A 23046-nucleotide genomic window follows, 5' to 3' on the forward strand; every position below is an offset into this window, starting at 1 on the left:
GTCAGGCCGTCCAGGGTTTGCCGAAGGCTGGTTCGGGATAGGGGATCGGCGGCAGCTGCCAGGTTCCTGTTGATGGCGGACGAACTTCTCCATCCACGTGTACGTCGATCACGCAGGGCCGCCGGTTGCGGATCGCCTGTTCGACGGCGGGTGCCAGATCCTCGCTGCGCGTGACGGTGACGCCGTCCGCGCCGCAAGCACGTGCCCAGACTGCGAAATCCGGGTTGTAGCGCTGCCCACCGGGCCCCTGTTTGCCTTTGTAGAATGCGGTGCCGAGCTCGCGGCCCTTGAACAGGCCGTATTGCAGATCGCGGATTGCACCCCAGGCAAAGTTGTTCCAGACGATCCAGATGCACGGGAGCTGGTATTCAACGGCGGTGGCCACCACGTGCGGGGCCATCATGAACCCGCCGTCGCCTACGACGGCGACGCACGGCCGGTCTGGTGCGGCAAGCTGCGCTCCGAGCACGCTGCAGACCCCGAATCCCATCGACGAGTAGCCCCAGCTGTTGAGCATGCTGGCTGGCCTGCGCGGTTCCCAGAACTGCATGAACCAATTGTGGTGCACGCCGGAATCCAGGGTCAGGATCACGTCGTCCGGCAACGCTTTGCGCAGAGTACCCACTACGTATTCCGGGCGAATCGGCGTGGTGATGGCGTTGAAGTTGGGGGCGATGAAGTGGTTCCACTCGGCTTGCCAGGTCGCAATTTCTTCGCGCCACGTCGCGAATTGCTCGCGATCTGGTGCACCCGATGCGGTAAGCGCGCCCAGAAGCTGTTCACAGAAGGTTCGGGCATCGGCAATCAGACCGAGGGTAGGGGGGTAGTTACGGCCCATTTCGGCAGGGTCCAGATCGACCTGGATGAGCTTGGTGTGAGGGAAGTTCCAGGAGTAGCCGGGCTTCCAGGTGGACGAAGATCGATCGTCGAAGCGCGTGCCAACGCAGATGATCAGATCGGCGTGCCGGCCCGCCTGGTTGGCGGGATATCGGCCATTGCGTCCGATGAAACCCAGTGTGAGCGGGTCGCCAGCTGGCACGCATCCCATGCCATTGGGTGAGGTGATGACGGGGATGCCCAGTCGGGCCTGCAGTTCGGTCAGCACCGGCCCGGCGCCCGAGAGTGTGGTGCCCTGGCCGATGAAGAAAGCCGGGCGCCGGGATTCAGTCAGCAATTTCAGAGCAGTCGCAAGGTCTGTCATGCTTGCAGCTGGGCGATGTGACCCGAAGGTGGGAGCGGCCGTGGGCGTTTCGACATCATCTTCTTCTTGGAAGACGTTGTAGGGGATGTCCATGTTCACCGGGCCCGGGCGGCCGGTGAGCATGGTGTTGAAAGACTGACGCAGTGCCAGCGGCAGCATGTCGACCCGAGAGGGCTGGAAACTGCGTTTCACGACCGGGCGCAACACCTGTGCGAAATCGGCTTGGTTGTGGGCGTAGAGTTCCTGGAACGGCGCACGGTTGGCCTGAGAAGTCGGCACATTTGCCGTGATTGCGAGGAATGCCGAGGAGTCGGACAGCGCCGTCACCAAGGACATCACCAGATTTGCCGTGCCTGGGCCGGTGGAGGTCAGGGTGGCGACCGGCTCGTGGCGCACCCGAAAGTACCCGTCTGCCATGTGGCCTGCACATTGTTCGTGCCGTGGTGACACGAGCTGGATCTCGTCTTTGCGTTCGTACAGCGCGTCAAGGATGCCGACATTGCCGTGCCCACAGATACCGAAAACGTAGGGCACTTTTTGCTTGATGAGATAGTCGACGATGACTTCTCCACCTTTTCGCTTGGTCATGATCGTTTTCCTGGACGAGTGTTGGGGATGAAAGTGGCGACGCGCTCTTCGCTCATTTCGCGCATGGCGTAGTAAGGTCCTTCGCGTCCGAAGCCGCTGGCCTTGGAACCCCCGTAGGGCATCATGTCCACGCGGGAGCTGGGGGTCTCGTTGATGTGGATGCCGCCAGCCTGGATCTCATGGATGAAGTGAAAAGCATCGTCCAGCCGATTGGTGAAAACTCCGGTGGCCAGACCGAAGGGTGTGGAATTGACGCGTGCGATTGCTTCGTCGTTGGTGGCAAAGGAGGCGAGCGACATGACCGGCCCGAACACTTCCTGGCATCCCAGGGGCGTATCGGCGGAAACGTTTTTCAGGAGGGTAGGTGCGATCACGCTGCCGTCACGGCCACCCCCTGCGAGGCAGGTGGTGCCGTTACGTTGCGCCTGTTCAATCCAGTTGGCGACACGCTCCGCAGATTGCCTGCTGATGACGGGGCCAACCTGCGTGGCAGGGTTGCTTGGGTCCCCAGCCGTCATATTTTTTACGATGGGCACGAGCCGGCTTTCTACCGCGGAAAAGATCTTTTCATGCACCAGCAGGATCTGGATGGAGGTACATACCTGGCCTGCTTTGCGATAAGCCGCGTTGACGATTTTCGGAATGGCAAAATCCAGATCTGCGTCTTCGCACACGATGCCGAATGCAATCGACCCCAGTTCCATCTGCGTACGCCGTAAACCGGCTCTTTTCTGGATGGCGCGTCCAGCCTCGGTGCTGCCAGTGAATGCGTAGAACTGCACCTCTGGTTCGTCAAGCAGTGCATTGACGACTTCGGCTCCGCCGTGCAGGACCGTTACCAGCCCCTTGGGCACTCCCGCTTCGAGGAGTGCGCTGGCAAGCTCGCAGGCGATGAGTGGTGTATGAGGTGAGGGCTTGAGCACGATGGCGTTGCCGGCTGCCAGTGCTGGCGCCACTTTGTGCACGACGGTATTCAGGGGGGCGTTGAAAGGCGTGATGGCCGCCACGACTCCCAGAGGGGCACGGAAGGTCCAGCACATTCTGCCCGCCTGACCAGGAGCGCCGTCAACCGGGATGAGAGTGCCCGAAAAGCGTCTCGCCTCTTCGGCGGAGAGCCTGAGCGTCTGAATGGTGCGCCGGATTTCTCCGGCGGCGTCGCTCAGGGTGAAGCCGGCCTCGGCGCAGATGATCTTTTGAAGGCGCTCGGTGCGTTCGGCCAGGATGGTGGCGGTCGCGTCCAAAAGTTGGCCGCGATCGTGCGGACTCAAGGTGCGATTGGCCAGAAAGGCCTGTTTCGCCGCCTGCACGGCGGTGTGGACCTGTTCCGCCGATGGCGTGCTGACATCCACGATCGGCTGCTGGCTGAACTTGTTCAGCACCGTAAAGCTGGGTGCCGATCCTTGTGTCCATTCGCCCGAGATGAGCAGGCTGCGGCCTGCTTTCAGATGTTGAGCGACCTGTGCTTCCATTGACGTCCGCCTTGTTCGATGAGTGGATAAGGACAGGATAAGGAGGCGGGCCGTGAAAGGAAAATACTGTTTTTTGAGGAAGGGTATAAGTGAAACAGAGGGACGTGTCCGGGAGCGGGGATTCTTCAGTATAGAAGCTTGATGGTGGGCCACTGCCGCGTCTTGGCCAGCCAGCGAATGGTGTTCTTGATTTCGGAAGCAATCAGTGCGGTGGCGGGCGAAAGCATCTCGTGTGAGATGGTGTAGAGGTAGTTGCGGCGGTTGATTCGAGCGTCTGAAATGGACAGGGCGCGCCACTCTTTGCCTCGTTCTCCCTCAAGCACGAGTGCTGAAATGGGCTTGATGGTGGCCCCCATGCCGCCATAGACGCAACTCATCAGCAGAGATAGCGAATCGATCTCGGCGACCACGTGCGAGGTGATGCTGCGGGCTTCGAGTTCGCTTTCGATGCGCTGGCGCAAGCCGTGTTTGCTCGTGGGCAGGATCAGCGGTAGATCGGCAGCTTCGGCCAGCGTCAGTGAAGTCTGGTCTGCTGGTACCAGCGGGCTGGCCTTTGGAAGCAGCACGAACAACTCTTCTTCGAGGACGGGTACGGCGGTCAGATCGGGTGCCACGTTGGCTTTGAAGAGGATGGCGATGTCGAGCTGCCCCATGCGCATCATCTGTCCCAGATGGCCGCTCATCCCTTCTACGACATTGAGCAAGATGCGCGGATAGCGCTCCCGGATGCGTCGTACCAGTGGCAGGCCCAGGGCGGAGACGGTTGTGGCAGCGAGCCCCACAGTGACCATGCCGTAGGTTTCCATGGTCTCCTGCCGAGCAATGGACAGGGCCTGGTCGAGCTGCCTCAGCATGAATTTGGCGTGGTGATAGAGAGCCAGACCGTTATCGGTGGGCGTAACCCCGCGGGCCGAACGCACCAGCAGCGGCTTTCCGACTTCGTCCTCGAGTTTGGTGAGCTGCTGGCTCAATGCGGGCTGTGCGATGAACAACTGCAGAGAAGCCTTGGTCATGCTTCCGCTTTCGATCGTCTGGACGAAGTATTGGAGCTGCTTCAGATTCATGACTGTCTCCGCGTGGCTATTGAATTCATTATGGGCCATCCAGGCGCGGGGTGGTCAGCCCATAAGATTTGCCTATGCCCTACCTTGAAAAACAGTATTTCATCAGGAAAGAAAGAAACCCCTATCATCAAGGCATTCTTTCATATAAGAAGTAGTTCCCTGCAGAACGGCAGCATCCTGCACATTTCATTCATCGGAGACAAACCATGAAAAACAGCAAGCAGATTACGGGTGCGACAGTGTCGCGCCGAGCGGTGCTGAAATCTGGAGCGGCATTGATCGGCAGCACCGCATTGGGATTCAGCCCGTGGGCATGGAGCGCCAGCGCCGACACCCTCAAGATTGGTCATTTGACGCCGCTCACGGGGTTTTTGGGCGCTCTGGGCGGGTACGCCGTCAAAGGGGTGCAACTGCAGGCAGAACAGATCAACGCCGCAGGAGGGCTGCTAGGGCGAAAAATCGAGGTGATCTCGGAAGACTCCGTCAATCCTCAGGTCGCGTCGACCAAGGCGCAGCGCCTGATCGAGCGCGACAAGGCAGTGGTGCTCCTGGGCGAAATCAGTTCGGCCTCGGCGCTGGCCATCTCTCAGGTGGCTGCGCGCAACAAGACACTGTATGTGAACACGGGGGCGCGATCCGACACGCTGCGGGGCAAGGACTGCAATCGCTACACGTTCCACTCGGACATCCCGGTTACGGTCTTGGCCAATTCGGCCGGACTTGCGCTCGACCGTGCCGGGTTGATCAAGGGTAAAAAGCTCTTCGGGCTGACGGCCGATTACCTGTTCGGGCACGACCTTTCCAAGGCTGTCAATAAGTTCGTTGCAGCGCACGGTGGCACTATGGTCGGCGACGCCTTGGTGGCAACGGACGTGACGGATTTCAGCCCCTATCTGCTCAAGATCCGGCAAGCCAACCCGGACGTGATTGCCTGCAACCTGGCTGGAAACCAGGTGACCAATTTCATCAAGCAGTATTCCAGCTACGGTTTGACGATCCCGCTGGCCGGGTTCAACCTCAACGTGGCGGATGCCTGGGCAGCGGGCCCTGGCAACCTGACGGGGATCTGGCCGACAGTGTGGCAATACAAGCTGAATACGCCGGACTCGCACGCGTTCGTGAAGGCCTTCGAGGCCAAGTATCACACGCAGCCCGAGAACCATGCCTGGGTGGAATATATCTCGCTCAAGATTTTGGCCAAGGCCATCACAGAGACAAAATCGACCCAGACCGACAAACTCGTGGCCTATCTGGAATCTGGCGCAAAGTTCGATATTCTGAAGGCGCGCGAGGCGTATTACCGATCCTGGGATCACCAGCTCATCCAGGAAGCCTATACCTATTCGGTGCTACCCCCGGATCAGGTCAAGGGGCCGCACGATTTCCTCAAGCTGGGCAATGCGGTGCCAGCGCCCGATCAGCCGCTTGAAGTGCTCTACCCGACCAAGGCCGAGAACACCTGCCATATGTGATGTTTCCGCACACGCCTGCGAGACGAGCCTGATCGCCCTCGCAGGCGTGATCCGTGCCTCTGCTTCTTTATTTCACGGTCAATCATGCAGCTTCTCTTCTTGCTTGAGCAGGTCGTCAACGGCCTGGTCCTGAGCGGATACTACATTCTGGTCGCCCTGGGACTTTCGCTGATCTTCAGCGTGGGCGGGGTGGTCAACCTGGCCCATGGTGCTTTCTACGCCATTGGGGCCTATGTCTCGTTCGAGCTCATGAAGTACGTGGGGTTTGGTGGCAGCATCATCATCACTCCGGTACTTGTGGGCCTCCTGGGGATTCTGTTCGAACGATTCCTGCTGCGACGTTTCTACACCGCAGACCCCATTCTGGGGTTGTTGGTCACATTCTCTCTGGCCATGGTGGTAGAGCAGGCAATTCGCATGATCTGGGGGTCTGCACCCTTGTTCCTGAGCATGCCGGCCTCGTTCAAAGGGGCGGTGATTTTGGGCAGTTTCCTGTTTTCCAAGTATCAGATCTTTATTTTGCTGGTGGTGCTGGTGTTGATGGCAGGGATCTGGTTGCTGCTGAACAAGACTCCGTTTGGCCGTGTGATACGTGCCGGCGTCCAGAAGCCGGACATGGTAGCGGTGCTCGGAATCCGCCTCCAGCCCTACCTGACCGGGATCGTCATGCTGGGTGTGGCCACCGCCGCCTTGGCCGGCGTTCTGTTCGCTCCTATTGCGGTAGTTGAGCCGGCGATGGGAACCGACATCATGACGATTGCCTTCGTGGTGGTCATCATCGGTGGCCTGGGCAGTTTCTGGGGTGTGGTGCTGGCGGGGATACTGGTGGGAGTGGTTCGCGGCGTCACCATTTATTTTGATTCGGCAGCCGGTGAGGCGTCCATGTATGTGTTGATGTTCCTGGTGTTGATGTTCAGGCCGCGCGGCCTGCTGGGCAAGCGCATCGAGCGTTTCGAATGAGGGGCCCGAACATGATCCGCAATTATGGACCGCTCTGGGTCGGCATCATGGGCCTGATCGTGCTGCCCGTCGCCTTTCAGGTTCTGGGGTTGACGCTCGACAGCGCCACGCTGGTGGTGATTCTGGCGATGGCCGCCATGGCGTTGAATCTCCTGGTCGGGTACACGGGACTCGTGTCTTTTGGTCATAGTGCATGGTTCGGCATTGGTGGCTACGCCGCTGCACTGGCCCAGATTTACTGGTTTCCGGATCAGATCCTCTTGCCCATTGTGTGCGCCATCCTCTTTACGGCGGTCCTGTCGGCCGTGGTGGGGTATCTCATTCTGCGCCGGCGGGGTGTCTATTTCGCGCTGCTGACTCTCGCGCTCTGTGCCCTGACGTTTTCCGTGGCCTTTCGCTGGACAAGCGTGACAGGCGGGGAGGGAGGGCTGGGAGGCCTCAGACGCGGCGCCATCGGGCCTTTTGCACTCGATGGTTACCTGACCTATTACGTGTTCACTGCGATCGTGGCGACGCTGGTGCTGTATCTGATGCTGCGAGTCGTGCGCTCACCCTTTGGGCACGTGCTGGTGGCGATCCGCGAAAATCAGCAACGCGCGACTTTTCAAGGCTATACCACCGAGTACTACAAGCTCATTGTCTTCGTGCTGTCGGCCTGCATCACGGCGTTGGCTGGCTCACTGCTGGTTTTTCTGCACCATATTGCGGCAGCTGAATCGACGACAGTCGAGTTTTCAGGCGAGCTGCTGGCCATGGTGGTGATTGGCGGCATGCATAGCCTGTTGGGGCCGGCCCTTGGTGCATTGTCCTATCAGCTGTTCCGGGAACTGTTCTCCATCTACACCAACAACTGGCTCTTGTGGTTCGGCCTGATTTTCATGGCCTTCGTGCTGTTTTCGCCGACGGGGTTGACCGGCATCTGGGCCAAGCTGCGCGACATGATCCGGCCATTGCCCACCGACAGTGCCGCCATGAGCAAGCGCAAAATATACGAAGGCTTGCCCTTGCCCGCATTCCTGCATCCGGCCGCGCACGCGGGAGACGTTCTCCAGGTGCGCGATCTGAACGTACGCTTTGGCGGCATCCATGCGGTGCATGACGTGAGCCTGACAGTTCGCTCGGGCGAAATCCACGCGCTGATCGGACCGAATGGGGCCGGCAAGACCTCGACCTTCAATCTGATCTCGGGCATGTTCGCACCCACTTCTGGGCACGTGCTATTACACGGCCGCGAGATTCAGCACGAGCCCGCGCAGACCATCTGTCGGTTGGGCCTGACTCGGTCCTTTCAGATCACCAATCTGTTCAAAGGACTCACCATCTACGAAAACCTGCGCTTGTCGCTCCAATCGTGCAGTCCAGGCCGCTTCAACCTGTGGCGGGACAGCGATGATTACGCTCGTGTTCACGCCGAAACGAAGGAGCTCATGCGGTTTCTGGGGCTGGAGGGGATGGAACAGGTTCGGGGTGACCAGCTGTCCTATGGGGGGCAGCGTCTGGTGGACCTGGGGATCGCGCTGGGCGTCAAGCCGCGCCTGTTGCTGCTGGATGAGCCGCTGGCCGGTCTGGCTGCGGCGGAGCGTGAACGGGTATCGCGCTTGATTCAGACGATAGCGAGCAATATTCCTGTCCTGCTCGTTGAGCATGATATCGACCGGGTGCTGGCGATCTCGCATCAGGTGACCGTCATGAATCAAGGAGAAGTCCTCCTCACCGGAGATCCTGAGACGATTCGGCAGGATCGGCAGGTTCAGGAAATTTATACCGGTACGGGGACGCCGGCCGTCACGGGGCGCTCGGTGGGAGCCGCCGCTGAGCGGCCCACACTGCTGCATTTTGACCAGGTCGATGCGTATTACGGGAAGAGCCATATCCTGCAGAAGGCCTCTCTCGATGTTCGCGAAGGTGAAATCGTGGCCCTTCTGGGACGCAATGGCGCTGGCAAATCCACGCTGCTCAAGACCATGGTGGGTCTGGTGCGCGCAGCGTCTGGTGCCATCGAATTTTCCGGCCAAAACATCGCGGATATGGCTGCCCCTGATATTGCCCGCATGGGGATCGGGTATGTGCCGCAAGGCCGTGGGCTCTTTGCAGGGATGACCGTGGCCGAGAATCTTGCGTTGGGAAGACAAGCCCGTCCCACCGACGGCCGAACAGGGGTCGTGTGGGACGAAGCACGAATCTTCGAATATTTCCCCCGCATTCGCGAGCGGATGGATGTCGAGGCCGACTACCTTTCTGGGGGAGAGCAGCAGATGGTGGCCGTGGCCCGAGCACTTTCGGGCAACGTCCGGCTGTTGCTCCTTGATGAGCCTTTTGAAGGCCTGGCACCCGCTGTGGTTCAGGAACTGTTCACGGTTTTCGACCAGCTGCGCCAGCACCTGTCCATCGTCATTGTGGAACACAACCTGGACCTGGTGCTCGCTTTGGCCGATCGCGTCTACGGACTCGAACGCGGCTCCGTGTTCCACGAAGGACCTGCCGAGGCATTGCTGACGGATTTGGATTATCGCAAGCAGATACTGTGGCTTTAAGCGGTGTTCTCGAGCGGCCCTTTGGTTTTAGTTGATCTTTTTTCCGGTGGAGGTTTTCCATGAGCACGGCTCTTGTATTTGGTGGTTCTCGGGGTATAGGTGCGGCCTGTGTGCAGGCACTTGTGCAGGATGGTTTTGATGTGGCGTATACCTATGTCACAAAGCCGGGCCACGCCCCCGATTTATCCGGGCAGCAGCGCTGCATGGCCTACGCGGCAGACGTGCAAAGCCCGGAGCAGGTCGCGGCCGCTTTCGAAGCCGTGAAGAAAGACTTTGGCGAGGCTCCTGATTGCATCGTGGCCAACTCGGGTATCAATGTGCCGCCCAGCCCATTGGCGCAATGCAGTACAGACGATTTCCGGCGGCTGGTCGAGGTGAATATCGTTGGCGCGTTCAACGTGTTGCGCGAGGCGGCCCGCAATGTGAGGGACGGTGGCACGATCATCGCGCTGACCACTTCTCTGGTGCGTTGTGCCGTACCTGGCATCGGACCCTACAGCGCGAGCAAGGCCGCGGTCGAGTGTCTGGTGCGCTCGCTTTCCAGAGAGCTTGCACCGCGCAACGTTCGCGTCAATGCCGTGGCGCCCGGGCCGGTGGATACGGACCTGTTTCGTGCAGGCAAGGGGCCTGAGGCCTTGAAGCGATCGGCTGCACTGAGCCCCTTCAATCGGGTGGGTGAGCCTGCCGAGATTGCAGCGGTAGTGAGCTTCCTGGCGTCGAGCCGGGCGTCCTGGGTGCATGGGCAGATCGTGCAGCCCAACGGGGGGCTGGTGTAACCACTGCCGTTCACCGACATTCCAGACGTGTCGGGCTTGCGACACTAGGGGAGATCACGATTCCCCTTTGGGCCGGCGATGAGTTAGGCTTGCGGTCAGCTTACTGAGGGCAAGGACAATTATCGTACAATCGGGAAGCCTCATCGGCTGGCAGGAGGGTGGCCGGTGCCCGATATTTAAGTAAGAACGAATTCTGGAGACTAGAGGCCATATGAAGTCGCGACAATTATTTGATCGTGGGGTGGGTTCCGTACTGGTTGCGGCGTCCTGTTTGTTTGCCGGGTCTGCGTTTGCCGCTGACCCCCCAGCCATCAAGGGAGACGCTCAGGCGGGTGCTCAGAAGGTGTCCATGTGCATTGGGTGCCACCAGATACAGGGCTACAAGACTGCGTATCCCGAGCTCTATCACGTTCCCATGATCGTGGGGCAAAATGCCCCCTACATCGTCGCGGCACTCAAAGAATACGCGGATGGTGCGCGAACCTTCCCGACCATGGGGGCTATTGCGCGGTCTTTGTCTCCGCAAGATATGGCCGATGTCGCAGCCTACTATTCCACTCTCAAATAATCAGGAGACACCATGCGTAAGTTCTGTATTGCCGTGCTGGGGTGTGGCCTGATGATTGCGGGTGCTGCTCAGGCTGCCGACCTTGCGGCAGGCAAGGCTGACTTCCAAAAATTCAACTGTTCGTCGTGCCACGGGGCAGATGCCAAGTCGCCCATTCTGCCCACATATCCCATTTTGGCGGGCCAGCACCAAGACTACCTTGCTCACGCGCTGGTAGCCTATCAGCGTGGTCAGAAAGGCGAGCCAGCCTCTGCCAATGTACGCAAGAACGCCATCATGGGCGGCATGGCCATGCAGCTCTCGGCGGTCGACATCGAAAACATCACGGCGTGGCTGTCTACCTTGCCTTCGCCGTTGTCTGTGCATCCGGCCGAATTCAAATAGGCGTGTTGCATCCTGGCCTATCGGGCAGGCCAGGTGTCTTGCAGAAAAAAGCAGCGGCGTGAGCCGCTGTTTTCAGTCATGGGTCGCGTGTCGGCGAATCAGGCTCAGATAGTGGTCGTTGTCGAAAGACTTGCCCAACCGTTGGGCCTCCCAGACGACCTCGCCCAGCGCTTCCATGATCACGTGGGCGGCTTCGTGCTCAGTGTGGCTGCGCAGCAATTGCTGCCAGGCAGCTCGGATGCCGGGAGGGTGGTCGATGGACAGTTGCTCCTGAATGGCCAGGTGCATCGACAAGTGCAAGAATGGGTTGGTGCGCCCGCCTTCTACGGGGTAGTCTCGCGTGGCCGCATCAGGAGATTCCAGGTCTTCATGGTATTCCGGGTGCTGCGCAACCAGGTCGGCAGCCATGGTTTCGAGTGGGGTGAGCACGCCACCTTCGCGGCGCTTGCGCCACGCCTGAGTGAAAAAGTCGCGAACTTGTTCTTTGGATGGGGTGAAAATGGCCATGGTGCGTCGAGGGTTTCGGAAGCAGGTCGTAGGGCGAGCCAGTGTTCCATTTTATCGGTCTGTCCAAGTTTTTTTGTGATCGAGATCTACTGAAGGAGCACTGACTTGCGGTGAGTGGCAGACTTTACGTTAAACTCTTATATAAGACTCGACCCCTTTTTCTCATACCAATCATTCCGGAGTCACTGGAGCATCCATGTCTTATCAGCACATCAAGATCCCGGCCGGCGGGCAAAAGATCACCGTCAACGCCAATTTCTCCCTCAACATCCCTGACGAACCCATCATCCCCTATATCGAGGGTGACGGTACGGGCCAGGACATCACCCCGGTGATGCTGAAGGTCGTGGACGCTGCGGTGGCCAAGGCCTATGGCGGCAAACGCAAGATTCATTGGATGGAACTCTACGCGGGCGAAAAATCCACGAAGATCTATGGCCCTGATGTCTGGTTGCCTGAAGAAACCCTGGAAGCCGTGCGTGAATACGTCATTGCCATCAAGGGTCCGCTGACCACGCCGGTGGGCGGCGGCATTCGATCACTGAACGTGGCGCTGCGCCAGGAACTCGATCTGTATGTCTGCCTGCGCCCGGTGCGCTATTTCAAGGGTGTTCCTTCGCCGGTGCGCGAACCGGAGAAGACCGATATGGTCATCTTCCGCGAAAATTCCGAAGACATCTATGCCGGTATCGAATTCGAAGCCGAATCCGACAAGGCCCGTCAGATCATCGAGTTCCTGCAGGACAAGATGGGGGTCAAAAAGATCCGCTTCCCGGCGACGTCTGGCATCGGCATCAAGCCGGTGTCTCGCGAAGGCACCGAGCGTCTGGTGCGCAAGGCCATCCAGTACGCCATCGACAATGATCGTCCAACGGTCACTTTGGTGCACAAGGGCAACATCATGAAGTACACCGAAGGCAGCTTCCGCGATTGGGGCTATGCCCTTGCGCAGCGCGAATTCGGTGCACAGATGATCGATGGCGGTCCGTGGTGCAAGTTCAAGAATCCCAAGACGGGTCGTGACATTACCGTCAAGGACGTGATCGCCGACGCCTTCCTGCAGCAGATCCTGCTGCGCCCGGCTGAATACGACGTGATCGCGACGCTCAACCTGAACGGCGACTACGTGTCTGACGCGTTGGCAGCCCAGGTGGGTGGCATCGGTATTGCTCCGGGAGCCAATCTGTCGGATTCTGTCGCCATGTTCGAAGCCACTCACGGTACGGCGCCCAAGTACGCGGGCAAGGATTATGTCAATCCGGGTTCAGAGATTCTGTCTGCGGAGATGATGTTGCGCCATATGGGCTGGACCGAAGCGGCTGACCTCATCATCAGCAGCATGGAAAAGTCCATTTTGTCCAAGAAGGTCACGTACGACTTTGCCCGTCTGATGGCAGGTGCGACGCAGGTGTCGTGCTCCGGTTTTGGTCAGGTGATGATCGACAACATGTGAGTGTTGCCAGCCTGATCCTTCGAGGTCTGAAAGAGCCTCGCTCTCGCAGGAGAGTGAGGCTTTTTTCTGCCTGCGGGCTTGACTGAATATAGGGTATCTCCGGCCTGCTCCGCTAGTGAAACCTGTTGCGACCAGCCGATTTCGCGGCGTAAACTGAAAACGGCTCGGGGGAGTATAAGTGTCTTTTACGTCTGGATATTCCTGTACGCGATACTATTTTCTGGTGGCGTGCGTCGGTACCAATTTCTGACAAGGAATGAAATGAATAGTCAACTCCGCAAGCTGCTCGCCGCCTCTGGCGTCAGCGTTTTTTGCCTGGTGGGGATGACGGCTGCTCGGGCAGCCGACCTCACCGTGCGCATTGCATGGTATATGCCGCCGCACACTGCGACCGCTGATCAGGGGCAAGCCTTCGCCGATGCCGTCACGAAGTTGAGCCATGGCAAAATCAAGGTCGAAACTTATCCTTCCGGGTCTTTGCTGAAAGAATCCAATATCGCCCAAGGCCTGAGCAATAACACCGTCAATGCAGCTATTTTCGGCATGCACTGGTGGTCCAAATACGAGCCAGCACTAGAATGGGATACTGTTCCGTTCCTGGCGGATGATGCCGGGGCCTTGCTGAACGCATTGCATGGCAAGCTCGGTCAGGACGTGAATACTCTTCTGAACAAGCACAACGTCGAAGTCATTGGTTGGGGCTTCTACGGCTATGCCGAAAGCTACGTCAACACCAAGAGGGCGATCAAGACTCCGACTGATTTGAAGGGCCTGAAGATGCGCTCCGAGGGCAAATTATCAGCCAAATTTCTGGCGGCCCAGGGAGCCACGCCGGTTGCCGTGGATTCGAGCGAGGTCTACACGTCCCTGCAAAGCGGTAGCCTGGATGGTGCCGTGTCGGGTCTGTCCAGCATCGTGTCGCGCAAATGGTATGAAGTCGGCCATTACATTACGGCCATCCATTACGTGCCGCTGGTCTACCCCATCCAGGTCAACGCAAAATGGTGGAAAGGCCTGACCCAGGCACAGCGTGACATCATCGCCAAGGCTGCCGTGGGCACGGAGTCTCAGGCGGTTGCCGATATCGAGAAAGAATTCAACGACGACATCGCACTGTCAAAGAAGCATGGCAACGAGGTCTATCGTCCGACGGACGCCGAGCTGCAACAGTGGAAGGACACTGCAGGCGTCCAGGCTCGTAAGGACTACATTGCCGAGGTGGGTGCGCCCGGCCAGCAGATATTGAGCGACGTGGACGCTGCACTTAAAAAATAATCGGTTGGGGGACAAGCCCGGGTGGGTGCGAGTACGCCTGCCCGGGTGCGTACAGGAGGATTCGCTTGGTTGATGATCAGACTTCGGCGGCGAGGTCGCAGCGCTGCGCGCAGGTTGTGCAGAGATGCGGCCAGCGCTTGGGTAAAGTGGTGGGCTATGTGTCCGCATTTCTCATGGTCGTCATGTCGCTGTCGATCATTCTGGGTATCGTCATGCGCACCGTGCACATCGATAATTCCTGGACTTACGATGTCGATCTGTTTTCGCTCATCTGGGTGGCTTTCGTGGGAGCTTCTTTCACCGCGTTGCGCGGCGAGCATGTCACCTCGGGTGTTGCTCTTGAAAACATGCTCCCGCGGTGCGCTGGCCTGATGCTCGTGCTGCGCTTCGTCATTATCTCGGCCTTTCTGGTCGTGTTCACCATTTCCGGATTCGAGCAGTTCCTCAACAGTGTGCAGACACATGAGACGACGCTGGACGTCATGAGCTGGCCTGTCTGGATTCCTCACCTCGCCTTGCCCGTTGGCACGATCCTGTGGCTGGCTTTCGAAATTCACCACTTCGTTCGTGGGCTGGTTGCGGGGCGGGCCTGACATGATATTCATCATTACACTGGTGTCGCTGGGTGTCCTCCTGCTCCTGGGGGTTCCGATTGCCGTGTCGCTGCTGATCAGCGGCACTGCGGGTTACATGATGACGATAGGCGTCGGGCCTGGCATGACCGCCTTGGCGCAGCTTACATACACCGATCTCAATTCTTTCGTGATCATTGCAATTCCCCTGTATATCCTCATGGGGCAGATCATGCTGAAGGGCGAGTCGGGCCGTGATCTGTTCGACTTTGCCCAGCGGGTCGTGGGCCGTTTGCCGGGCGGGCTCGCCGTTGCAGCCACTGTGGCCAGTGCCATCTTTGCTGCCATCTCGGGTTCGTCGACAGCAACTGCGGCGACGATAGGCTCCATCAGCATTCCCGAAATGTGTGACCGTGGCTACGACAAGCGCATGGCCGCCGGTGTTGTGGCCGTAGCGGGGACACTGGGGATCCTGATCCCGCCCAGCATTTCGTTCATCCTGTATTCTCTTGTGACGGACGCGTCCGTTGGCAAGCTGTTCATGGCCGGCGTGCTGCCTGGCATCATGCTGGCGTTCATGTTCTGCCTGTATTCCATCTACTGGGCATGGAACAGGAGCAGGCGCGGCAGCATTCAGCAGTCAATCGCCCGCGAACACGTGCCATTGACCTGGGGCATGCTGGGCAGCCTTCTGATGATTCCGCTCATTTTGGGTGGCATTTATACCGGATGGTTCACGCCCACCGAGGCAGCGGGTGTCGGCGTCATCTACGCGTTCTTCCTGACCACATGCTTTAAACGTACGCTGACCTGGCCTCGATTCGTCGATGCGTTGCGTGACAGTGTAGTAACCAGCTGCATGATTCTGATGCTGATTGCTGGCGCCGGTGTGTTCGGCAACACGCTCTCGCTGCTGCGAGTGCCCCAGGATTTTGCGATGTGGCTGGAAGGCCTGCAGCTTAGTCCCTGGCAGTTCATGATCGCGGTAAATCTGCTGTACCTGGTCCTCGGCATGTTCATGGATGCCTCCGCCGCCATTCTGGTGACTGTTCCTATCCTGCTGCCTGGCCTGGAGGCGCTGCACATCGACCTGATCTGGTTCGGTGTGATTCTGGTCATCAATATGGAAATTGGTGCTGTGACGCCGCCGGTGGGCATGAATCTGTTCGTGGTGAAGGGCCTGCGTCCCGATTACACGATCCGCGACGTGCTCGTAGGGTCGCTGCCCTATGCGGCTCTGGGTTTGGTAGGGCTGGCCCTGGTCGTGATTTTCCCGCAGATTGCTTTGTGGCTTCCGAGTATGGGTGTGCGGTAGGCGAAACCCGGCGCTCTGACAAGGATGATTCGACGGTTCAGAGTCTAGAGGCTTCAGGTTGATTTCTAGGGACTTCCCTAAGTGATATTCAAATTGGCTGCGGGCATAATGGTGCCCATGCAGGTGAGGAGACAGCCCTGCTTGGGCACCAGCGCACAAAGACGGCGCTTTCATTTGTGGCAGTACCCATAAAAACGAGAATTTGGTGGAGCCGATGACAAGAGTCATCGGCTCCTTCCATTTCTGCCGTATGCAGCATTCCACCACGCGGGCGTCCGCCTGCTGCTCAGTGGCCCGCGCTGCCTGAAAACACGTTCAGCACCAATACGCCCGCCAAAATCAGGCCGATTCCTATGACCCCGGCTGCGTTCAATGCCTGATTGAAGACAAAATAGCCAATTGCGGCGATGGCCACGATGCCCACTCCCGACCAGACTGCGTAGGCAATGCCTACTGGGATCGTCCTGAGCGCGAGGGCCAGCAGGTAAAACGCGATCCCATAGCCTACGAGCGTGATGCCTGAGGGGCCTAGGCGCGTGAACCCATGCGAGGCCTTCAGCGCCGTGGTGGCGACGACTTCGGCGGCAATGGCGATGGTCAGATAGAGCCAGCTCATGCGGGATGCGTATTGCGGATATGGGGCTTCGAGAGTGGCTGCAACAGAGCCGTCACGGCTCCAGCGCCACCGTCTGGTTCTGCGCACTCGACCCAGGCCTGCACCGCCAACAGTCGGCACAGATGAATACGAGCCGCCTGCTTGAGCACTGGGGTTCCGTCTCGCGATCCTATGCCCTTTCCGTGGACGATGCGCACGCAGCGAATGTCGTGTTCTGCACAGGTCGCGATGAAGCGGTCCAGGCGCTCGTGCGCCTGTTCTTCTGTGCTGCCATGCAGGTCCAGGATGGCTTCGGGGAGCCATTTTCCCTTGCGCAGGCCCCTCAAGAGGTCGGTGCCACAACCGGTCTGGAGAAATTCCCGCGCGTCCGGATCCATCGCTGTCGGGATGCGGCGGTGGCTGCGTGGTGGCGGCGCCTGTGTGCTGGCGTCTTCGCCTTGTGCCTGAGTACGCCGCATGCGCAGGATCGCCTCGGGCTCGCGGCGCAAACGCGTCCGTGCGCGGCTGCCATGGCGGGCCAGAGGTTTGACGAAGCGCATGGCCTGCTCGAGGAGCACACGATCGGCGGGATCTAGCGAAGCCGCCGCGGGTAACCGCGGCGCGTCTGCGCGCTGTCCCGCGGCCTGTCCCGTTTGAACGGCCGAATTGGCAGGAGAGCGCTGCACTCTTATCTTGGCTGAGGTGCGCGTCGCTGTGGTGTCTTTGCCCCCAGTCACTGGCTCCTGAGCCGCCTTGGCCCGCAGCTGGCGGAGGTCGGCCAGCGTGGCCTTAGAGGTCTTCATTCTCCAGCCAGCGTTGTGCGTCCAGCGCGGCCATGCAGCCGGTGCCAGCGCTGGTGATGGCTTGGCGGTAGACGTGATCCTGAACATCGCCTGCGGCGAAAACGCCGGGCACCGAGGTCATGGTGGCCATTCCCTGCAAGCCACCATGGGTGACGATGTAGCCGTTTTCCATGGTGATCTGGCCTTCGAAAATGGTTGTGTTGGGCTTGTGCCCAATGGCGATGAAAGCGCCCAACGCGGCCAGGTCTTCCGTGTTGCCTGTCTGATTGTTGCGCAGCCTCACGCCAGTGACGCCCGATTCGTCACCTAGCACCTCTTGCAGTTCGCTAAAGAGCTTGAGGCGCATGTTGCCGTGTTCGACTTTTTCCATCAACTTGTCCACCAGGATAGGCTCCGCGCGGAATTTGTTGCGACGATGGATGAGGGTGACGGTCTTGCAGATGTTGGATAGATAGAGTGCCTCTTCGACGGCCGTATTGCCGCCCCCCACTACAACCACGTCCTGGTTCTTGTAGAAAAAGCCGTCGCAGGTCGCGCATCCGGACACCCCGCGGCCCATGAAGCTTTGCTCGGACGGCAGGCCCAGGTATTGGGCTGACGCGCCTGTGGCAACAATCAAGGAATCGCAGGTGTAGGTTTCACCGGTGTCGCCCGTCAGGACGAAGGGGCGTACGGAAAGATCTACCTTGGCGATGTGGTCGAACACGATGTCGGTGTTGAAGCGCTGGGCGTGTTCAAGCAGACGCTGCATCAGGTCGGGCCCCTGGACTCCGGCCACGTCAGCGGGCCAGTTGTCGACTTCGGTAGTCGTCATGAGCTGACCTCCCTGTTCCAGACCCGTGATCAGCACGGGCGACAGGTTGGCGCGGGCTGCGTAGACGGCGGCCGTGTAGCCGGCGGGTCCTGAGCCCAGTATCATCACTTTCGCGTGTTTTGCGGTAGACATCACAGAAAATCCATTCATCAATGACCCCGCAATTATAATGACGCGATGGCAAGAATTCCGGCACCCTCGTCCCGCTCCTCCCGCAATGTGCGTAATGGCCCTTCGCCCATGCAGTCACGCCTTTCAGGCTTGCTGCGCGAAGCCCGCTGGATCCTGATGGCGGTCGTTGCCGCTTGGCTGGTCCTGGTGCTGGCAACCTGGCATAAATCCGACCCGGGTTGGTCGCATTCCATCTATAGCGGACCCACGCTGAACTGGGGCGGCACATTCGGTGCCTACGTGGCCGACCTGCTGCTGTATCTGTTTGGGGCTTCTGCGTGGCTTTGGGTGCTTTGGCTGGGGCGGCGTGTCGCGGCTGGTTTTTATCGCCTGACGCGCGTAGTCCTGCCAACCAAGGTCCCCGAGCTCCTTCCGCGCGTGCGCTGGGAAGTCGGCATAGGCTTCACCTTGCTGTTTTTGGGCTGCATGGGGATTGAAGCATTGCGGCTCAAGGACTGGGGGGCGGCGCTTCCTGCTGGTGCGGGGGGGCAACTGGGGCGGCTCCTGGCAACAAGTCTTGCCGAGCTCATGGGAAGTGCAGGCAGCACCTTGCTTTTGCTGGCGTTCATCGTCATGGGGTCCAGCCTGTTTTTCGGTTTTTCCTGGCTGACGGTCTCCGAGCGCGTGGGACTCCATCTGGAGCGCGGCGTGCGCGGAATCCTGAATCTGAAGAATGCCTGGCTGGATCGCCGGGTGGGGGTCACGGCCCAGGCAGAACGCCAGGAACTGGTCGAAACGCGTCAGACCCAGCTCGTGCATGAGCAGCCTGTGCGAATCGAGCCGTCGGTCACCTCGGTGCCCAAATCACCTCGTGTCCTGCAAGAAAAGCAGCAGACCCTGTTCACTGCCAAAGACGATCCCGACATGGCGGGGCGGCTGCCGGCGCTCAGCCTGCTCGATCCTGTGGAGCAGACAGGCGAAACCGTTTCTCCAGAGACCATTGAATTCACGTCCAGGCTCATCGAAAAGAAGCTGTCCGATTTTGGCGTCAGCGTCACGGTCGTGTCGGCACAGGCGGGGCCGGTCATCACGCGGTACGAAATCGAACCCGCTACAGGGGTCAAAGGAAGCCAGATCGTCAATCTGGCCAAGGACCTGGCCCGCGCACTGAGCCTGGTGCGCATCCGAGTGGTGGAAACCATCCCGGGCAAGAACTTGATGGGGCTCGAGCTGCCCAATCCTCGTCGTCAGATGGTCAGACTCTCTGAAATTCTGGGGTCTCAGGTCTACCATGCGAGCAGCTCGCTGCTGACCATGGCCTTGGGCAAGGATATCGCGGGCAACCCGGTGGTGGCAGACCTTGGCAAGATGCCGCACCTGTTAGTGGCCGGAACGACCGGGTCCGGAAAGTCAGTAGGCATCAACGCGATGATTCTGTCTCTGCTCTACAAGGCAGATGCCAGCCAGGTGCGCCTGATCCTGATCGACCCCAAAATGCTGGAGATGTCGGTGTACGAAGGCATTCCGCATTTGCTGGCGCCAGTGGTGACCGACATGCGCCATGCTGCCAACGCCCTGAACTGGTGCGTGTCCGAGATGGAAAAGCGCTACAAGCTCATGAGCAAATTGGGCGTGCGTAATCTTGCGGGCTACAACACCAAGATCCGTGAGGCGCAGAAGCGCGAAGAAACCATCCCCAACCCGTTCTCGCTGACGCCTGATGCACCGGAGCCGCTGGGCACCATGCCCATGATCGTGGTCATCATTGACGAGCTGGCCGATCTGATGATGGTGGTGGGCAAGAAGGTCGAAGAGCTCATCGCCCGGCTGGCGCAGAAGGCCCGTGCAGCGGGCATTCACCTCATACTGGCAACCCAGCGGCCTAGCGTCGACGTGATCACGGGGCTCATCAAGGCCAACATCCCCACTCGAATCGCGTTTCAGGTGTCCTCAAAGGTCGATTCGCGCACCATTCTCGACCAGATGGGGGCCGAGGCCCTGCTGGGGCAAGGTGACATGCTCTATCAGCCACCGGGTTCCAGTGTCCCTACGCGGGTGCATGGGGCTTTTGTGCATGACGATGAGGTTCACCGTGTGGTCGAAGCGCTGAAGGCCGAGGGTGAGGCCAATTACGTTGATGGCGTGCTCGATGGCGCTCCTGGCGAAACCGGTGATGGCGTCAGTTCGGTCACCGGGTTTGCCGATCAGGAGTCCGATCCTTTGTATGATCAAGCGGTGGAAATCGTCTTGCGCAATCGCCGTGCGTCGATTTCTTCCGTGCAGCGCCACCTGCGGGTGGGGTATAACCGAGCTGCGCGACTTCTCGAGCAGATGGAGCGCTCAGGCTTGGTGTCTGCCATGCAGCCCAATGGCAACCGCGAAATCCTTGCGCCAGCCGGCGGTGCGACCGATGACGAATAACAGTCTTTGGCTTGGGGCGCGACCTCGCGTGCGTACGCACAGAAGTCCTTGGGGGTCGCCTCAACATTTTCGGGATTCATGATGAAATTTGGTGAGACAGGGACATATAAGAGTATTGATGGCGCCAGGATCTCGGCGCGTCGGTTTCTGGTGTGCGCCGGAGCCACTCTGTTGGCGATGTTGTTCGTGGCGCTGCCGCAGCGGTCGTTTGCGGCCAGCGCACAGCAGCAGCTGCAATCTTTCGTGGATACGATCCACTCTGCCACGGGCCAATTCCAGCAGGACCGTTCTGGCGACGGGGCTGGCGGGCAGCGCTCTCAAAGCGGCACGTTTGCGTTTCAACGCCCTGGAAAGTTCCGTTGGCAGGTGACCAAACCTTATGCGCAGTTGATCGTGTCTGATGGCCGTCATGTCTATCAATACGACCCGGATCTGGATCAGGTGACGGAGCGCACTGCCAGCCAGGCCGTGGGGGCTTCTCCAGCGGCGTTGCTGTTTGGATCAGGGTCGCTCAGCGATGCCTTCACGCTCACCAGCCAGCCGGACCATGACAACCTTCAGTGGCTGCGGGCCACACCCAAGACCTCGAATGCAGGTTTCACTCATGTGGACATCGGCTTTTCAGGTGGGATTCCCGTGCGGCTCGAGCTGCTCGATGCGTTTGGCCAGACCACGCGCATCACACTGAGCCAGATGGTCACCAATCCCACCATTGCGGCGGATCAGTTCCAGTTCACGCCTCCCAAAGGGGCAGCACTGGTGAAGATGAATGAATGAGCACCCAGGGTGATCTGCTCGGAGCCGAGCCGTTGTCTTTGTCCGGACCTGCCTCTGGGCAGGGGCGCGCTCGCCACGCTGGGCACGGCACTGCGCCTGTGGGATCTCCCCTGAGTGCTCCTCTGGCAGAACTTCTTCGCCCCAAGTCTCTTTCCGAAGTCGTCGGTCAGTCTCATCTGCTCGGAGAAGGCCGGCCATTGCGCCTGGCTTTTGAATCTGGAAAGCCCCACTCGATGATCTTCTGGGGGCCGCCCGGCGTGGGGAAAACCACACTGGCGCGATTGATGGCGGATGCCTTCGATTGTGAATTCATCGCGCTGTCGGCCGTGTTCTCGGGCGTGAAGGACATTCGGGCGGCCATGGAGCAGGCGCAACTGCATCAGCACCGGGGTCGCCAGACCATCCTGTTCGTCGATGAAATCCATCGGTTCAACAAATCGCAGCAAGATGCGCTGCTTCCGTATGCTGAAAGCGGGCTGGTGACGCTGATTGGCGCCACCACCGAGAACCCGTCCTTCGAGGTGAATTCAGCGCTGCTCTCGCGAGCCCAGGTCTACGTTCTCAAACCGCTGACGGAGGACGAACTGCGTCAGTTGTTCGTGCGTGCGCGTGCGCAGGTGTTGGGTACCTTGCAGTTCGACGATCTTGCGATCGATACCTTGATCGGGTATTCAGATGGCGACGCCCGGCGGTTTCTGAATTTGCTGGAGCAGTGTCATACAGCTGCGGATGCGGCGCATGTCGCTCGCGTCGATGCTGCCTTCATGCAAAACGCGCTCACGCTCAACAGCCGACGCTTCGACAAGGGCGGCGACAATTTCTATGACCAGATCTCGGCCTTGCACAAATCGGTGCGCGGATCACACCCGGATGCTGCCTTGTATTGGCTGTGCCGCATGCTCGATGGGGGGGCCGATCCCCGTTACCTGGCACGTCGTATCGTGCGCATGGCCTGGGAGGACATCGGCCTTGCCGACCCCAGAGCCCTGCAGATTGCCAATGAGGCAGCCGGTACCTACGAGCGTCTGGGCTCGCCCGAAGGTGAACTCGCGCTGGGTCAGGCCGTGATCTATCTGGCCGTGGCCGCCAAGAGCAATGCGGGATACATGGCCTACAACCGGGCTCGTGCGTTCATCAAGCAGGACCGGAGCCGCGAGGTGCCAGTGCATCTGCGCAATGCTCCCACGAAGCTGATGAAAGAGCTGGGGTATGGGCACGACTATCGTTATGCGCACGATGAGCCCGAGGCCTATGCGGCGGGTGAGACCTATCTGCCTGAAGGCGTGGCGGAGCCGGGGTGGTATCAGCCCACGCCGCGAGGACTGGAGGCCAGGATCGCCGAAAAGCTGGCCCATCTGCGTCAATTGGACAAAGACGCCAGCTGACG

The 23046-nt window shown here is 59.5% G+C and carries 20 protein-coding genes; 13 read left to right on the forward strand and 7 right to left on the reverse strand.

Annotation, left to right across the window (positions count from 1 at the left end):
• Position 1: 1 nt before the first annotated feature.
• From VF285_RS10670 to VF285_RS10680, 3 genes are all read right to left on the reverse strand, one after another.
• Entirely contained in the window at positions 2-1789 is a 1788-nt protein-coding gene (locus tag VF285_RS10670) for a thiamine pyrophosphate-binding protein (protein ID WP_346952601.1), read from the reverse strand.
• Complete coding sequence (locus VF285_RS10675; RefSeq protein ID WP_346952602.1) at positions 1786-3258, reverse strand: aldehyde dehydrogenase family protein; 1473 nt, start codon at positions 3256-3258, stop codon at positions 1786-1788. Before VF285_RS10675 ends, VF285_RS10670 begins: the two co-directional genes overlap by 4 nt.
• Positions 3259-3383: 125 nt before the next feature.
• Positions 3384-4322, reverse strand: coding sequence for a LysR substrate-binding domain-containing protein (locus tag VF285_RS10680; protein ID WP_346952603.1), 939 nt, complete (start codon positions 4320-4322; stop codon positions 3384-3386).
• A 206-nt stretch (positions 4323-4528) separates the two neighbouring features.
• On the opposite strand from VF285_RS10680, the gene VF285_RS10685 reads away from it, so the two are divergent.
• The 6 genes from VF285_RS10685 (at position 4529) to VF285_RS10710 (ending at position 11016) form a co-directional block, all read left to right on the forward strand.
• The gene (locus VF285_RS10685) at positions 4529-5794 is read left to right on the forward strand and encodes an ABC transporter substrate-binding protein (RefSeq protein WP_346952604.1); all 1266 of its coding nucleotides are present in this window, start codon (positions 4529-4531) and stop codon (positions 5792-5794) included.
• Positions 5795-5878: 84 nt separating this feature from the next.
• Positions 5879-6754, forward strand: a complete 876-nt coding sequence (locus VF285_RS10690) for a branched-chain amino acid ABC transporter permease (protein WP_346952605.1) — start codon at positions 5879-5881, stop codon at positions 6752-6754.
• An 11-nt stretch (positions 6755-6765) separates the two neighbouring features.
• On the forward strand, positions 6766-9288 hold the full coding sequence (locus VF285_RS10695; RefSeq protein WP_346952606.1) for a branched-chain amino acid ABC transporter ATP-binding protein/permease: 2523 nt from the start codon (positions 6766-6768) through the stop codon (positions 9286-9288).
• Between the two features lie 59 nt (positions 9289-9347).
• Positions 9348-10064: an SDR family oxidoreductase gene (locus VF285_RS10700; protein ID WP_346952607.1), complete on the forward strand. Its 717-nt coding sequence runs from the start codon at positions 9348-9350 to the stop codon at positions 10062-10064.
• A gap of 211 nt (positions 10065-10275) precedes the next feature.
• Positions 10276-10632, forward strand: a complete 357-nt coding sequence (locus VF285_RS10705; RefSeq protein WP_346952608.1) for a cytochrome c — start codon at positions 10276-10278, stop codon at positions 10630-10632.
• Between the two features lie 12 nt (positions 10633-10644).
• Positions 10645-11016, forward strand: a complete 372-nt coding sequence (locus VF285_RS10710; protein ID WP_346952609.1) for a c-type cytochrome — start codon at positions 10645-10647, stop codon at positions 11014-11016.
• Between the two features lie 72 nt (positions 11017-11088).
• On the opposite strand, the gene VF285_RS10715 is transcribed toward VF285_RS10710, so the two are convergent.
• Positions 11089-11517: a DUF1841 family protein gene (locus tag VF285_RS10715; protein WP_346952708.1), complete on the reverse strand. Its 429-nt coding sequence runs from the start codon at positions 11515-11517 to the stop codon at positions 11089-11091.
• 202 nt (positions 11518-11719) lie between these two features.
• Here VF285_RS10715 and icd point away from each other — a divergent pair, with 202 nt between their 5' ends.
• The 4 genes from icd to VF285_RS10735 all read left to right on the forward strand — a co-directional run bounded on the left by icd (position 11720) and on the right by VF285_RS10735 (position 16138).
• Positions 11720-12976, forward strand: coding sequence for an NADP-dependent isocitrate dehydrogenase (icd, locus tag VF285_RS10720; protein WP_346952610.1), 1257 nt, complete (start codon positions 11720-11722; stop codon positions 12974-12976).
• Positions 12977-13237: 261 nt separating this feature from the next.
• Positions 13238-14251 (forward strand): TRAP transporter substrate-binding protein, encoded by a 1014-nt coding sequence (locus VF285_RS10725; protein ID WP_346952611.1) that lies wholly within the window; start codon positions 13238-13240, stop codon positions 14249-14251.
• A 65-nt stretch (positions 14252-14316) separates the two neighbouring features.
• Positions 14317-14844 (forward strand): TRAP transporter small permease, encoded by a 528-nt coding sequence (locus VF285_RS10730; RefSeq protein ID WP_346952612.1) that lies wholly within the window; start codon positions 14317-14319, stop codon positions 14842-14844.
• A 1-nt stretch (position 14845) separates the two neighbouring features.
• Positions 14846-16138: a TRAP transporter large permease subunit gene (locus VF285_RS10735; RefSeq protein WP_346952613.1), complete on the forward strand. Its 1293-nt coding sequence runs from the start codon at positions 14846-14848 to the stop codon at positions 16136-16138.
• Positions 16139-16424: 286 nt separating this feature from the next.
• Here the strand turns inward: VF285_RS10735 and VF285_RS10740 are convergent, their stop codons facing one another.
• Genes VF285_RS10740 through trxB form a run of 3 tightly spaced genes read right to left on the reverse strand, consistent with a single transcriptional unit; the run spans position 16425 to position 18482 of the window.
• A complete protein-coding gene (locus VF285_RS10740) occupies positions 16425-16754 on the reverse strand; it encodes a multidrug efflux SMR transporter (RefSeq protein ID WP_346952614.1) in 330 nt (109 codons plus the stop codon).
• The gene (locus tag VF285_RS10745) at positions 16751-17536 is read right to left on the reverse strand and encodes a Smr/MutS family protein (protein ID WP_346952615.1); all 786 of its coding nucleotides are present in this window, start codon (positions 17534-17536) and stop codon (positions 16751-16753) included. The genes VF285_RS10740 and VF285_RS10745 overlap by 4 nt, the downstream gene beginning before the upstream one ends.
• Positions 17523-18482 (reverse strand): thioredoxin-disulfide reductase, encoded by a 960-nt coding sequence (gene trxB / locus VF285_RS10750; protein ID WP_346952616.1) that lies wholly within the window; start codon positions 18480-18482, stop codon positions 17523-17525. The genes VF285_RS10745 and trxB overlap by 14 nt, the downstream gene beginning before the upstream one ends.
• Before the next feature lie 45 nt (positions 18483-18527).
• Between trxB and VF285_RS10755 the strand changes: the two genes are divergently transcribed.
• The 3 genes from VF285_RS10755 (at position 18528) to VF285_RS10765 (ending at position 23044) form a co-directional block, all read left to right on the forward strand.
• Complete coding sequence (locus VF285_RS10755) at positions 18528-20882, forward strand: DNA translocase FtsK (RefSeq protein ID WP_346952617.1); 2355 nt, start codon at positions 18528-18530, stop codon at positions 20880-20882.
• A 78-nt stretch (positions 20883-20960) separates the two neighbouring features.
• A complete protein-coding gene (gene lolA, locus VF285_RS10760) occupies positions 20961-21659 on the forward strand; it encodes an outer membrane lipoprotein chaperone LolA (RefSeq protein ID WP_346952618.1) in 699 nt (232 codons plus the stop codon).
• A complete protein-coding gene (locus VF285_RS10765; RefSeq protein WP_346952619.1) occupies positions 21656-23044 on the forward strand; it encodes a replication-associated recombination protein A in 1389 nt (462 codons plus the stop codon). Before lolA ends, VF285_RS10765 begins: the two co-directional genes overlap by 4 nt.
• Positions 23045-23046 lie beyond the last annotated feature (2 nt).

The organism is Castellaniella sp., assembly GCF_036379515.1.
Taxonomy (GTDB): domain Bacteria; phylum Pseudomonadota; class Gammaproteobacteria; order Burkholderiales; family Burkholderiaceae_B; genus Castellaniella.

Bases quoted from the DNA above. Each gene is read 5' to 3' on its own strand.
- VF285_RS10710 (WP_346952609.1), top strand. From the start codon at position 10,645: ATGCGTAAGTTCTGTATTGCCGTGCTGGGGTGTGGCCTGATGATTGCG.
- VF285_RS10675 (WP_346952602.1), bottom strand. From the start codon at position 3,258: ATGGAAGCACAGGTCGCTCAACATCTGAAAGCAGGCCGCAGCCTGCTC.
- VF285_RS10670 (WP_346952601.1), bottom strand. From the start codon at position 1,789: ATGACCAAGCGAAAAGGTGGAGAAGTCATCGTCGACTATCTCATCAAG.
- trxB (WP_346952616.1), bottom strand. From the start codon at position 18,482: ATGTCTACCGCAAAACACGCGAAAGTGATGATACTGGGCTCAGGACCC.
- VF285_RS10695 (WP_346952606.1), top strand. From the start codon at position 6,766: ATGATCCGCAATTATGGACCGCTCTGGGTCGGCATCATGGGCCTGATC.
- VF285_RS10685 (WP_346952604.1), top strand. From the start codon at position 4,529: ATGAAAAACAGCAAGCAGATTACGGGTGCGACAGTGTCGCGCCGAGCG.
- icd (WP_346952610.1), top strand. From the start codon at position 11,720: ATGTCTTATCAGCACATCAAGATCCCGGCCGGCGGGCAAAAGATCACC.
- VF285_RS10705 (WP_346952608.1), top strand. From the start codon at position 10,276: ATGAAGTCGCGACAATTATTTGATCGTGGGGTGGGTTCCGTACTGGTT.
- VF285_RS10745 (WP_346952615.1), bottom strand. From the start codon at position 17,536: ATGAAGACCTCTAAGGCCACGCTGGCCGACCTCCGCCAGCTGCGGGCC.
- VF285_RS10700 (WP_346952607.1), top strand. From the start codon at position 9,348: ATGAGCACGGCTCTTGTATTTGGTGGTTCTCGGGGTATAGGTGCGGCC.
- VF285_RS10740 (WP_346952614.1), bottom strand. From the start codon at position 16,754: ATGAGCTGGCTCTATCTGACCATCGCCATTGCCGCCGAAGTCGTCGCC.
- VF285_RS10725 (WP_346952611.1), top strand. From the start codon at position 13,238: ATGAATAGTCAACTCCGCAAGCTGCTCGCCGCCTCTGGCGTCAGCGTT.
- VF285_RS10680 (WP_346952603.1), bottom strand. From the start codon at position 4,322: ATGAATCTGAAGCAGCTCCAATACTTCGTCCAGACGATCGAAAGCGGA.
- VF285_RS10755 (WP_346952617.1), top strand. From the start codon at position 18,528: ATGGCAAGAATTCCGGCACCCTCGTCCCGCTCCTCCCGCAATGTGCGT.
- VF285_RS10690 (WP_346952605.1), top strand. From the start codon at position 5,879: ATGCAGCTTCTCTTCTTGCTTGAGCAGGTCGTCAACGGCCTGGTCCTG.
- lolA (WP_346952618.1), top strand. From the start codon at position 20,961: ATGATGAAATTTGGTGAGACAGGGACATATAAGAGTATTGATGGCGCC.
- VF285_RS10765 (WP_346952619.1), top strand. From the start codon at position 21,656: ATGAGCACCCAGGGTGATCTGCTCGGAGCCGAGCCGTTGTCTTTGTCC.
- VF285_RS10735 (WP_346952613.1), top strand. From the start codon at position 14,846: ATGATATTCATCATTACACTGGTGTCGCTGGGTGTCCTCCTGCTCCTG.